Here is a 12922-nt window from a genome sequence, read left to right as displayed (position 1 = left end):
CATGTCGATGAGCGTGTCGGTGCCGTTGCCATCCGCGCGCCGGTCGGTGAGCGTGGTGCCGCCCGGGCTCAGCGTCAGCGTGTAGCTCGACTGGTCACCGGAATAGACGGCCATGTCCCTGCCCGCCCCGCCCTCAAGCAGGTCATCGCCCGCGCCGCCGGTGAGGGTGTCGTTGCCTGCCTCACCCCGGAGCGTGTCGTCGCCCGCGCCGCCGGTCAGCGCGTCGGAGCCCGAGGTGCCGACGAGTGTGTTGGACTCGTTGGGGACGTTGGGCACGGGGGGCTCGGTGGGGGGCGTGACCGGCGGGGGGGCGTCGGTGGCGATGATCGGCAGCCGGTCGGGCCAGTCGAACACCGGACCGAACAGGGCGGCGGCGTCGGGCACGACCGGCGTGGGGCTCGACAGCTCGATCACCGTGTCGCGAAAGGTGATGCGCGCGGTGCCGGGCCCGGCCTCGATCCCGAGCTGCGCGGGACCGCGCAGCATCGGCAGGTCCGACAGGTCGAGCCGGTCCGTGCCGGGGGAGAAATCCGTGATCGTCACGCGACCCGATTCGGCGGAGACGACGAAGGTATCCGCGCCCGTTCCGCCACGCAGGACCGTGTCGCCCGGCCCTGCCACGAGAATGTCGTCGCCCGCGCCGCCGTCGAGCGTATCGGCACCGGCGCCCTGCGAGGCGAGCAGGTCGTCGCCCGTGGTGCCCGCGACAAGGGCAGCCGTGTCGCCCGAGTTGGTCACGACGACCCCGAGCCCGGAGAGGTCCTGCGAGAACTGGCTGACGCCGCCCCGCGAATCGCCGGTCACGAAGACCTGTAACTGGTCGCCGAGGATTGCCGCGCCGATATCCTCGACATTTTCCAGCCCGAGGCCGATGCCGTGGGGCAGCGTCTCGACATGCAATAGCCGCCCGTCGGGCAGCAGGCGAAACAGGCTGAGCCCGTCATCCGCCCCGCCCGCGACGACGAAGACGTGATCGCCCGCCTGCGCGACGCTCAGCGCGTGGACCTCGCCGAAGCGGGTGCCGAGCGTGTCGAGCAGGTGGTCGGCGACCGTCAGGCTGCCGTTGTCGCCGACGCGCACGACGCTGAGTGAATCGGTGCCTGCCGAGCCGATCACCGCCCATGTGGCACCATGCGCCGAGACCACCGCCAGCGTGGTGGGGTCGGCCACCGACAGGCCGTGCGTGCCATCGACCCGGTCCCCCGGGCTGAGCGCGCCGGTGGTGGGATCAACGCCGAAGGCGTGCAGCACGCCAGTGGTCTGGTCGAGCGCGAGAAGGTGTTGGCTGGTGCCATTTCCGGCCATAGCCAGCAGGGTCGGGCCTTCGAGGGCGGCCACGGCGGGCGTCGGTGCGCCGGGGCGATAGACGAGGATTTGACCCGCGCCGCTATCGGCGACGAATAGCGTCTCGACCCCGTCCACCGAGGCCGAAACCATTGCCGAGACAATGCCGCCATCCGAGGGCAGCGCGGCCAGCGACAGCATCTCTCCGAAGCTGCCATCGTCGTTGATCTGGTGGGCGAGAAGCGCCGCGCCGCTGCCATCGGGCGCGGCGCCGAAGGCGAGCGACTGCTGGCCCGGTGCGCCCACGGGCGCCGCCAGACCGGTTTTGCCGGTGCTGGCGGCGCCGGAGAAATGCGTGCTGTCCACCAGCGTGGCGGTCGTGCCCTCGTCAAGACGCCAGGAAATCAGCCCACCGGCGGGGCCGGTTCCGGCCACGAGATGCAGGCCACCATCGAGCCGCACGAGCCCGAGATCGCGCAGGTCGTGATCCAGCAGGGGATCGCCGAGCAGCAGGTGGGAGATGGATTGCAGGCTCATCCTGGCACCAATCCGGTTTTGGGACACCGGATCGCTATGCGCCGCGATCATGCACCGGGCGGATCGTAATTCCGGCAGAACCATGCCTTTCGACTACGGCTTTACGCAAATTCTTCGCGCTTTCGGTGCAGGCGTGTTGGAGTGCCCGGTCATCGACCATCACCCGGGACGTCGGCCCGCAATCCTGGTGGTCATTCCTCTTGATGGAGCCATGACTGGAATCGCCGCTGTCGCAGGGCGCGGGTGTTGGCATACCACGCGGCATCCCGGACAAGGGCGCGCCCGCCATGCTGTGGCGCGTTGGGCAGATGCACGCGCATCGGGATGCCGGTCTCGGGGTTGAGACCGATCCGTTCGAATGCCGATTTTCGCGCCGGGCCGTATGGGATGCGTTCGGAGAAGCGCGCCATCGTGGCCGGTTGCAGGGCGTGGACGAGAAAGCGGCGCGCGAGCCCGGCAGTTTCGGTGGCCGCCGGGATCGCCCAGACCTCGGTGCCGATGATCCGGCCGTCCCAGGCGATATCGACGGGAACCGCCCCACGCCTTGCCACGTCGAAGAACCGGCCGTTGAAACCGGAGGCCATCACGGCACGGCCCTCCGCCAGCATCTGCGCGGGTTGCGCCGGGTCGTCCCACCACAGGATGTCGTCGCGGATCGTGTCGAGTTTGCGAAAGGCGAGACGCAATCCCCGGTCGGTGCTGAGCAGTCCATAGACTTGCTCCGGTGGTACGCCCTCGGCCAGCAGGGCCCATTCCAGGATGCCGTCGGGGCCGTGCTGGACCGCGCGCTTGCCGGGAAACCGCGTGGTGTCAAAGAAATCCTCGATCCGCGTGGGCTTTATCCCCGGAAAGGCGTGTTCGTCATAGGCCATGACGCGGGCGTACACGTTCTGCGGAATGGCGCAGCGGGTGGGCGTGTGCGGGGCGAAATCCGCCATCGCGGCATTGCCGACAAGCGCCTGCGCATCGAGCCGCAGCAACAGCCCCTCGGCGCAGGCGACGCGCGCCTGATCGGCGAGCATGTCGATCACGTCCCATCCCTCTGCCGCGGCGCGGTCGCGCAGAGCCGCGACGGTGCCGTCGTACTGCAGGGCCTCTACTGCATGGCCGGTGGTTTCGGAAAAGGGGGCGAACACCGCCTTGCGCTGCGCGGCCTCGTAGGCTCCGCCCCATGTGGCGACGGTGAGATCCTGCGCCAGCACCGGGGTGCAGAGGAGCACGGTCCAGAGGGTGATGAGGCTAGAGCGCAGCATTCTCTTCCTCCCTGATGCGGGCGACGTGGTCGAGCCATGCGGTGACCATGTCCGCCTCGGACACGGCCCCGAGGTAGCGCCCGTCCGCGCGCGCGACGACGGGCACCGCGTCGCCGACGAAGCCGCGCATGCGCTCCATCGCGTCGGCGAGGCTGGTGTCATCCTCGAAGGTGAGCGTGGTGGGCTGCTGCCCGTCAGACGGGCTATAGACGCCGACAAGCTTGCCCTCGGCGTCGAGAACGAAAGCTTGTCGCCAGCCACGCTCGGAGAGGCGCCGGGCAATCGTTTCAGGCGTGTCTTCGGGGGTCATCGTGACCGCGTCCTCGCTTAGGAGGTCACGCACGGGCAAAGCCGCGAGATGCGCGCGGTCCCGTCCAAGGGAAAAGTCCATGCCGCGGCGGGCGAGCTGAATGTCGAACAGCGACCGTCCGAACAGACGGTGCGAAACGAGGTTGGAGAACACCACAGCGACCATCGCGGCGATGGTGATGTCGTAATTGCGGGTCAGTTCGAACACGATCAGGATGCAGGTGAGCGGCGCGCCGATCACGGCGCTGGCAAAGGCCATCATCGCGCCGATGGCATAGACCGCGACACCCGAGGTCGGGATGCCACCGGCGCCCGACGCCAGCATCCAGAACAGCGCGCCGATCAGGCTGCCGATGAGGAGGGCGGGGCTGAATACGCCACCGGAAAACCCCGCACCCACGCACAGCGCGGTGAGCACGATCTTGGCGAGGATCAGCACCACCAGCTCGCCCTGGCCGAACGCCCCCTCGATGGTGGCAAAGCGCAGTGTTTCGGTGCCGATGCCCAGCACGTCCGGCAACGCAAGCGCGGTTAGCCCCACCGCGAGCCCCGCCACGCCGGGGCGCAGGGCGGGATGTGCGATCAGGCCCGCGATCCACGGTCCGCAGGCCAGCACCAGCCGCATGAAGCCGATTGCCGTGAGCGCGACCAGCAGGCCCAGAAGGGCGAAAAGTGCGAATTCATAGCCATGCGCCACGCCGGCGAAATCCACGAGGAAGAGCGCGGGCCGCTCGAAGATCACGTTGGCGATCACGTAGCCGGTGACAGAGGCGACCGTCACCGGCGCAAAAGCCTGCGTCGCGTAGTGCCGCAGCACCACCTCGTGGGCAAAGACCAGCCCGGCGATGGGGGCATTGAACGCGGTGGCGATGGCCGCCGCGACACCGCAGCTCATGGCGATCCCGTCGAGATTGGGCACGTCGGCGCGCAGCCTGCGGACCGCCCCGCCGAACAGCGCGCCGAGATAAACCATCGGCCCGTATTGGCCCACCGAGGCCCCGGTGCCGAGCGACAGGATCGCGGTGAGGCTGGAGACGAGGCCGCTGCGCGTGTCGGGGAGCGGGCGGCGGAACTGCACCGCGCGAATCACGTCGGGTGGCCCGAGAGGGCGGCGTTCGGGCGACAGGTGCCGGTGCAACAGCCCCACGCACAGCCCGCCCAGCGTGGGGACCAGCAGGGTCGCGAGGGTGACGAGCCAGGGCGTCCCTTCCCATTGCACCCGCGCGCGCGGCGCGACCAGGAGGGCCGAATTGAGCGCCGAGACCAGCTCGACAAACGCGATCGCCGCGAAAGAGGCTGCCGCCCCGACGCCGAGCGCCGTTCCCGTCAGGATCATCATGCGGAGGACCGGGCGCGCGGGATTTGCGTGGGGCACAACACTCATCCGGATATATTCCGCATTCCGGGCCCGCCGCACAAGGCGCGGCCGCAAGGTGGCTTGTCGCGGGCAAACGGCATCCGCCAGGGGAGCCCGCCCTGTGCGGGCTACCTCACCGGGCGGCGATGCTTGCGGGTGTCGTCAGCAGCGACGGCACGAACTGCTGGATCACGCGGTTCCACTTGGTGACCGGTTGCTCCTCGACGAAGACGATGTCGTTGGGGCGCATCTGCATCCGCGTGGCGAGGGTGATGTTGACGGCGTTGCGCGTATCGAGATGCCAGGCGGTGACAGCCCCGAAATCGGCGGGGTCCTGCGACGGGCGCAGCACGTAGATATTGCCCGGGTTGCCGGTGCGGGTCGGGATGCCGCCCTCGCCGTAGAGCACGTCCGCGAGCGTGGCCTGCTGCGCGTAGGGTAGCGGCACGCGGGCCTGTTGCTCGACCTCGCCGGCGAGGTAGATGTAGTCGCGCGGCTCGGCCCCCAGTTCGGTGCGCGCGCGGAAATTGCTGCGCCGCTCTTCCAGGACGCTGCGCCGGAGCTCCATTTCGGCCTGCATCATGTCGAGCGTATCCTTGCGCGCCTGCGAGCGCAGGCGGATCACGTCCACCTCCTGACGGTAGAACTCAAAAGCGCGGTCGAGGTCGTAGGTATTGTCCACGAAGACCGCGTCACCGTCCTTGAGCGGCAGGTCGTGCAGGTCGGGGCGCGCGAGATAGTCCTCGTAGGGTATGTGGTAGAGCGTGCCGTCACGGTAGAGCCGCAATGATGCGAATTCCTCGTCGCGCACCGTCATGCCACCCGCGGCGGTGAGGGCGTCGCCAAGCACCGGGGGCGTCAACGTGACCGGCAGGCGCGCGGCCTGGTTCACGGCGCCGCCCACGGTGACATGTTGCGAGTTGAACTCTGCGACCTCGAGCGAGAAGGCCGGGTCTACCTGGTTTTCGAGCAGGAAGCGGAAGATCCGGTCCTGCGCCTCTTGCAGGGTCAGGCCGCCGATCTCGACACGACCGATATCGGGGATCGAGATCGCCCCGTCATCGGAGACGGTATAGCCCTGCCGCTGGGTCTGCGCGGCCAGCAGCCCGCTCAGCCGCTCGACGGTGTCGCCGTTTGTCTTGGTGGCCAGAAGCACGACATCGCCAATGCCGATCCGGTAGGGCCGCGGCTCGAACGCCGGGGGCAGGCGCATCTCCAGCGCGGCGGGTTGCGCGGTGGGTACGTCCGGGGCGGCGGGCAGTGTGCCGAGGCCGGGCCCCTGCCGGGCGCTGGCGGCGCTGTGGAATTCCCGCGGCAGGTTGCGCGGGCTGTAGGGGCTTCGGTTGGCCATGATCACGGTTTCCGGTGTCAGGGCGATCTCGCGCACATCCACGCCCCCCGCCGTGCGGCTGACATTGGGGCTGGTGTAGACGACGCCGCAGGCCGCGGGCAGGAGGAGCCCCGCCGCGAGTGCCAGAGCGTGTAGCGGATGCGCGCCGAATCCGGCCCTGCGGTGTCTCATCTTGTCATCCTCCTTCATTCGCCCCGGGGATCACTCGCGCGGCAGGCGTTCGGTTTCCATGTAGTCGATGGCCGGGCTGACCCATTGCCGTGATCTCGTGATCTCGCCGGTTTGATCGAGCCAGTAGGTGTTGGTCGTTTCGCCATGCGGCGAGGCGCAGCGTTCGGTAATCCGGCGGGCCGGTGCGGCCTCGGCCCGTGCGTCCCGGCGGCATTGGAAGCTGCGAAACACAGTGCGATCCTCGCCGTCGAGATAGCTGCGGATATGGGGATAATGTGTCGCCTCATCGGTGCCGCGCAGCATCGCCAGTGTGCCGTCGACATCGGCGGACATCAGGTCGTCCCCCAGCCCCCGGGTTGCGACCAGCACCCCGCTGCGAAAGCTGAGCGTGATGCCGTCGAGCGTCTGCCAGACGGTCACGTCGCCGTTGCGGGCCACCGGGGCCAGCGTGGCCTGCGCGCCGGTGGCGGGCAGGGTGACGCGCAGGCGTGCGGGCCCGATCGGTTGCGGTGGCACGGCGGCCACGGTGCCGGTGAGGTCCAGCGTCCGGCTCATCCGGTCGCATCCCGCCGCGAGCAGCAGGGCGAGGCCGGCCACGAGCGCGGTCGCGGGGATCCTGCGGGAAGCGACACTCATCTCCAGAACCTCCCCCAGCCATCCTGCAGCGCCGGTTTCTGCCGTGGGCGCACCCGGTCGTAGAGCCGCCCCGGCACGTCGAGCCGCGCGCCGCCGTCGCGCTGGAGCGGGCGGATCGTGGTGGTGTAGGCGGTCTTGTTGGGCTCGCCGGTCAGCCAGTGGATCGGCACGGTGATGCGAATGCCCTTGTCGAACGAGCCCTCGCCGAAGGTGTCGAAGGGCACATCGGTCAGCGTCGCGAAGGCCCCGATCCGCCAGCCATTGCCGAACTCGCGATCCAGCGAGAATGTCGCGCCCCAGTCCCGCGCGAGGTAGCGCCCGGCATCGAGCTGCGCGTGAAAGCCGTTGCCCATGTCCCAGTAGGCCGAGACATGGCCTGTCGCCACCTCGTAGTCGCGAAAGCCGAACCCGCCATCGAAATCGCGCTGCCAAGTGTAATTGACCTCTGCCCCCAGCGCGAAGGGGCTGTCGTTGCGTTTCCACAGCAGCTCCGAGGACAGTCCACCGAATATCCGCTCAAAGTATCCGACCGTCACCCGGCCATAGAGATCGCGACCGGGCTTGAAATAATGCGCGCCTGTCAACTGGGTGATAGCGGTTTCCCCCTCACGGTCGTAGAGCGCGAAATCGCTGCGGACCCGGGGCAGCACCGAATCCGAGCGCCGCGTGGCGTCGTCGAGGTTGCCAAGCACCTTCTGGCGCAGGATGCCGGAGACCTCAAACCCCGGCATCGGCTGAAAGGATACATCGAGCTGCGCCCCCGCATCGGCCCGAAGCGGATCGTCGGGGTCGAAGAAGCTGGGGCTCAGATAAGGCGAGATGCTCCAGTCGAAGCGCGGGTAGCGTTCTGGCGCGGGGGTGGTCGTCCCCTCGGGCGAGGAGATTCGCGCGCGGGCAAAGCTTTTCCACGCGCCGTCCAGATCATGTTCGAGCGTCTCCATGTCGTCGCGGCGGAGGCTGATCTGCGTGACCGGAAGGCCCGCGTCGACAAGCGTGATGTCGAAAACATCGACATGAGCGGGCAGGCGTCGTGCGAGCACCCGCGCCGTGCGCCCGACCGCCTGTGCCTCCTGAAGGTAGGTGTCGTTCTCGATCTCGATCCGGGCGGTGCCGCCGGACAGTGAAAAGCCATGCAGCCCGAGGCCCTGTGAAGAAAGCGCGCGCGCGATATCGCCGCGCAGCGCACCGCGTTCGACAACGCCGTCGGTCCAGCCGAGCGCGGCCACTGTCGGCGTGTTGCGTGCCAGGATGGGCGGTGGCGCGGGATCGCGCCCGGCGTGGTTGGGCGGGGATTTCGGATTGAGCGCGGTGCTGAGCTGCACGCCCAGCTCACTGCCATAGAGGTAGCGCAGCGACAGATCGGTCATCGGCCCGAGGCCGTATGTGACCCCGAAGTTCAACTGTGATGTGCGCCTGAACGCGCTGGGGTCCTCGCGCGGATGGTCGTCGGAGGAGTATTCGACCGTGAACTTCAGCCGGTCGGTCGCCTGCCATTCGATCCCGCCAAAGAGCGCCGCGTCGCCGCGGAAGAATTGCGCCGCTTCCACATCGCCGCCTTTGCCGAAGTCACGCTCTGGCCGGTGCTTGAACCGCTCGTCGAACACGCCGAGGGGGTTGGTGAACCCGCCCGACCCGCCGAGCCGCCCCCAGCCGATCCCGCCGGTGAGCCGAACGGACTCGCCAAAGGTCTTGGTGGCAACGAGGTATTCCGAGGAATAAATGCCGGTGCCGAGAAAATCGTTGAGCCCGACCGCGAGGGCAGGGCGCAGAGCGGTTTCATCGGCGAAACGGTAGTGCAGCGAGAAGCTGCGATCATAGAGTGTGCCGCGGCCCGCATTCGCCAAGTTGTCGAGCACGGAGTAACGAAAACTGCCCGACACGCGGGGCAGAATCTGAAAGGTCAGCGTATTGCGGGTCTGCCCGGCAAAGCTGCTGACGGAGAACGCCAACTCGCCATCGGGCCTGCTCGTGGCGACCGGCATGTCGATCAGGCCCGGGGAGCCGTAGCTGTTGTAGCCGGTCCCGATCGTCGGCGCGTCGTCCGCAAATGCCGCATGAGCCGCGCCGAACACCGCCGCGATCACCCAGGCACCCGTTTCCCTCGACAACTCCCGCATAACGTGTGGTTAGCAGAATGCGGAACGAAAACAACGACAGAAGTTCGTCAATTCCGCTCGGCGATGGGGATCGTGACATTAGGGTTACGGCGAGCGTGCCGGGGCAGATTTTGTCTAGACCAGGCGCAATCTTTAGTTGTTTTTATTGGGGGACTCGCGGTGGAAGTGGGAGTCCGGGGGCGCAGCAGCCAGCCGGAGTGCCAGACGCCTTGTGCGTGCTGCGAGCCGTCGTACCTGCCCACATGCGGCGGGGCGCTCATAATAGCCCCCCGAGCGGTCGCCTGTCAGGTGCCGGGCGTGGAACTGCCGCCGCCGCCGCCCGATGCTGCGGCGACGATTGCAACGACAACAAGGCCGGCAAGGATGACACCGCCGCCGCCAAGCCCACCTTCCATACCGGCGGTCGCGTTGACGCATCTGACCCTCAGGGTGTCTCCGGCTCCGCCAAACCGGGCGGTTTCGATACCGGCCCCACCGCACACACCGAGGCGGGTGGCCATTTCCATGGCCGTTTCATTGCCCTGTCGAACCGCGGATTGCTGCGCAATCTCAGGTAGAGCCGTGGCGAGCCCCGCGACGAGAGCCAAAGTGGAACCTGTGACCGTCTTCATTTCCGGATTCCTTGCCTAGTGAAAACATCTTCAGGTTGAGTGTATGCGAAGTCGCGTCAGATTTAAACAGTCGATATTCGGGCGGCACGATTCAGGCCGCCTCGTAGTAGCCCCTGCCATAGGCCCCGTAGGCCCCGTACTTGCCGCCATAGCCATATCGGCGCATCCCTCTCGGGTCGATCTGCGCCAGTGCAATGCCGGTGATCGTCAGATTGGCAGAGGCGAACTCGCGCAGGGCGGCGGCAACCTGTGAGTGCTGCGTGCTGTTCCAGGCGACGGTAAACATGATGGCATCGACGTGCTGGCCGATCACCCGCGCGTCGGGCACCACCAGCACCGGCGGGGTGTCGATGATGACGAAATCATAGGCGTTGCGCGCCCGTGCCACGAAGGCGCTGAACGTGTCGGACGAGAACAGGTCGGCGGCGTTGGCGCGCGATTTCTCGCCCATCAGCACGTCGGCACCGAGACGGTCGTCGTGAAACACCACCTCGTGCAGCGGGACCTCGCCCGACAACGCGGTCAGGACCCCACCTTGCGGGGCGTTGCGGAAGTATTCGGCAAAGACCCGTCGGCGGATGTCGCCCTCGATCAGCAGCACCTTCTTTCCCAGCCCCGCCAGGTTCTGCGCCAGCGCGATGGATTGCGTGGTCTTGCCCTCGCCGGGCAGGGCGGAGGTGGACATGATTACCTTGGGCGGATTGTCGATATTCGACAGCAGGAGAGAGGTGCGCAGGTTGCGCACCGCCTCGGCCGGGGCGGATGTGGGTTTGTCCCGCAGGTAACCGATCAGGTCTTCGCGTGCCTTGAGCGGCATTCTCGGTATCTGGCCGAGCACGGGCAATCCTATCGCGGCCTCCAGGTCCTCTGCGTTGCGGAACGTGTCATGCATGAACTGCCGGACGAGCACGATCGCCGCCCCGGCCATCAGCCCCAGCATCATGGACAGTGCGACGATCAGTGCCGTGCGCGGGGCGACCTTCTCGCCGGGGATGGCGTCCGAGAGCACCCGGCTGTCGGCCTGCTGAAGCCCGCGCTGCACCGTGGTTTCCTTGAGCCGGGTGAGAAATGTCTCGTATAGCGTGCGCGTGGTTTCGGTCTCGCGCTCCATCTGCTGAATGCGCACCAGGTCGGCGGATTGACGGTCGATGCGGCGCTGCAGGTTCTGATGCGAGGTTGCCAGCGCGTTGGTCTGGCCCAGGATCCGTTCACGAGCCTCGCGCGCCCCCGCGATCAGGGTATCGAGGCGTTGATCGAACAGGGTTTTGGCCTCGGCATCGCCGCGCGCGATGGGGGTCAGCAACTGCCGAAGCGAGGGGTCGCCGATTTCCTCGGTTATGGACTCTCGGTTTCCGGTATCGCGCAGCTCTTGCAGGCGAACCACCTCGGCCTCGGCCTCGGCCTCGCGCGCACGCGCGCGCATTTCCTCGAGCCGCTCGCGCATGTCCTTGGACCGAAGGTTGAGGCCCTGCAGCGTTTCGGGGCTGACAAGGTCGGTCTCGGCCCGCGCGGCCTTGAGGGTCTCCTCCCTTTCGCGGAGATCCTGTTCAAGCTCTGTCACCCGTTTCGACAGCCATGTGACCGCTGTTTCGGTGGCCTCGAACTTTACCGAAATCTGGTCCTGGAGGTAGAGGTCGGCCAAGGTGTTCACGATCCGCGCCGACTTGTCGGCGCTGCCGGTGGTGGCGGAGATGGTGAATACGTAGGTATCCCGTTGCACCGAGGCCGAGAGCGCGTCGCGCAGCCCGTCGACGGCCTCGGCCCGGGGAGTTTTCGTTGTGCTCGCCTGCTGCGCTGCCCCGGTGCCGAGCAATGCGGACAGCAGGGACCACACCCGGGAACGGGCCTGTGCGATGAGCGGTGGCGATCTCAGGTCGGGGTTGAACTCGGGGTCGTCCACCAGTGCCAGCTCGTCCACCAGCTTGCCCAAGAGCCGTCGTGACAGGATGATCTCGATCTCGGTGTTCAACGCGGCGGTTTCGGTCGAGACCCCGGACATCACGCTCTCGATATCGACGACCTGGTTGCTGCGCACCTCCAGCATGAGCCTGGCGCTCGAGCGGTATTGCGGCTGGGCCAGGCCAAGCGCGTAGTATCCGCCCGCGAGGATCGCCAGTGTCGTCACCAGCATGATGGTCAACTTGCCGCGCCAAAGTGCGCGGAGAAGCTCCACCAGGTCGATTTCGTCGTCCGCAAGCTCGGGTCGTGACTGGCGGGGAACGGCCTGTTCGAAAAGAGGGTGTCTGGTGTCATTCATCGGACGGCAATCCCCAACCTATGGTTGATAATTGCTAATTCATAACACCCTTAAGGTAAAGTGCCTGTGTCATTCGAGGACAGGCGCGGCGCCGTCCTCATCATCCCGGTGCACGGGTTGGACGGGGGGGGTTGGCGCGGGCTAACGGCCTGGTCCGGTTTGGAAAAACCGCACGTCGCCGGGGGCGATAGCCGCCGCTGTCAGGCGACCGGTGGCGTAGGCCCCGGTGTCGAGCGCGATGCGGCCATCGCGGACCTCGGGCGTATCGACGATGCTGTGACCATGCGCCACCCAGTGCCCGTCGGGACGCGGCCGGCGCAGGAAATCGGCATGACCCCAGGTCAGGGTATCGGCCACCTGGTCGGGGATCGGCTGGTCCGGGTCGGCACCGGCATGGACGGCCCAGATATTGCCGCTCTGCCAGAATAATGGCCGCGCCCGCAACCAGGCGATCATTGCCTCTCCCATCGTGTCCGCCAGCCGGGCGCGCAGTGCCTTCAGGGCCACGGCATCGGCCTGCGTGCCCACGGGCGGGGCGATGCCGAAACTGGCCAGCGTTTGCAGGCCGCCATTGCGTAGCCAGACGGGACCGCGCCTGTCGGGAAAATCCAAGAAATCCAGCAGCATACGCTCGTGGTTGCCCATCAGGCAGGTGACGGGCGGCGTGCCCTCGGCCGAGAGTGTCGTCAACAGCTCCAGCACCTCGCGGCTCTGCTCTCCGCGGTCGATGTAATCGCCCAGCAGGACCACCGGCCAGCCGGCGCAGTGGGCCGCGATCTGCCGGTCGAGATCGAGCAGGAGATCGGCCCGCCCGTGGATATCCCCGACCGCCACGAATGGCCGCTCCGGGGCCAGCGTGGACAGGGGCAAAGGTGCCTGCGCCGGGGGTGGTGCGCGACGGGAAAGGAGGCGGGAGAGGGTGCGCCGGAGGCCGGTCACAACGGGGGCGGGAATCGGCATGGCCCCATCTTGCGTGAAACGGGGGGAGAGGAAAGCGGTTTCCGCCCGGGCGGGCGAATCGGGGCTGAGGCCCCTTGTT

9 protein-coding genes are annotated in these 12922 nt (G+C 67.5%); all 9 read right to left on the bottom strand.

Translation table 11 applies throughout. The features are described 5' to 3' along the window. Positions 1–1821: M10 family metallopeptidase C-terminal domain-containing protein (locus AC13D8_RS05805; protein WP_482968046.1), on the bottom strand; the 1821-nt coding region annotated here is incomplete at its 3' end. Between the two features lie 191 nt (positions 1822–2012). Then, a complete protein-coding gene (locus tag AC13D8_RS05800) occupies positions 2013–3074 on the bottom strand; it encodes an extracellular solute-binding protein (RefSeq protein ID WP_482968045.1) in 1062 nt (353 codons plus the stop codon). Beyond that, a complete protein-coding gene (locus AC13D8_RS05795; protein ID WP_482968044.1) occupies positions 3061–4767 on the bottom strand; it encodes a chloride channel protein in 1707 nt (568 codons plus the stop codon). Before AC13D8_RS05795 ends, AC13D8_RS05800 begins: the two co-directional genes overlap by 14 nt. Positions 4768–4873: 106 nt before the next feature. Next, positions 4874–6262 (bottom strand): polysaccharide biosynthesis/export family protein, encoded by a 1389-nt coding sequence (locus tag AC13D8_RS05790; protein ID WP_482968043.1) that lies wholly within the window; start codon positions 6260–6262, stop codon positions 4874–4876. A gap of 30 nt (positions 6263–6292) precedes the next feature. Beyond that, on the bottom strand, positions 6293–6898 hold the full coding sequence (locus AC13D8_RS05785; protein WP_482968042.1) for a YjbF family lipoprotein: 606 nt from the start codon (positions 6896–6898) through the stop codon (positions 6293–6295). Further along, positions 6895–9006: a YjbH domain-containing protein gene (locus AC13D8_RS05780; protein ID WP_482968041.1), complete on the bottom strand. Its 2112-nt coding sequence runs from the start codon at positions 9004–9006 to the stop codon at positions 6895–6897. Before AC13D8_RS05780 ends, AC13D8_RS05785 begins: the two co-directional genes overlap by 4 nt. 293 nt (positions 9007–9299) lie before the next feature. Then, positions 9300–9626, bottom strand: coding sequence for a hypothetical protein (locus AC13D8_RS05775; RefSeq protein WP_482968040.1), 327 nt, complete (start codon positions 9624–9626; stop codon positions 9300–9302). Positions 9627–9717: 91 nt separating this feature from the next. After that, a complete protein-coding gene (locus AC13D8_RS05770) occupies positions 9718–11883 on the bottom strand; it encodes a GumC family protein (RefSeq protein ID WP_482968039.1) in 2166 nt (721 codons plus the stop codon). 141 nt (positions 11884–12024) lie between these two features. Continuing rightward, the gene (locus AC13D8_RS05765; protein WP_482968038.1) at positions 12025–12753 is read right to left on the bottom strand and encodes a metallophosphoesterase; all 729 of its coding nucleotides are present in this window, start codon (positions 12751–12753) and stop codon (positions 12025–12027) included. Between the last annotated feature and the right edge of the window lie 169 nt (positions 12754–12922).

This window comes from Roseovarius sp. B-10 (genome assembly GCF_056859295.1).
This window is presented reverse-complemented; position numbering and strand designations above follow the sequence as displayed.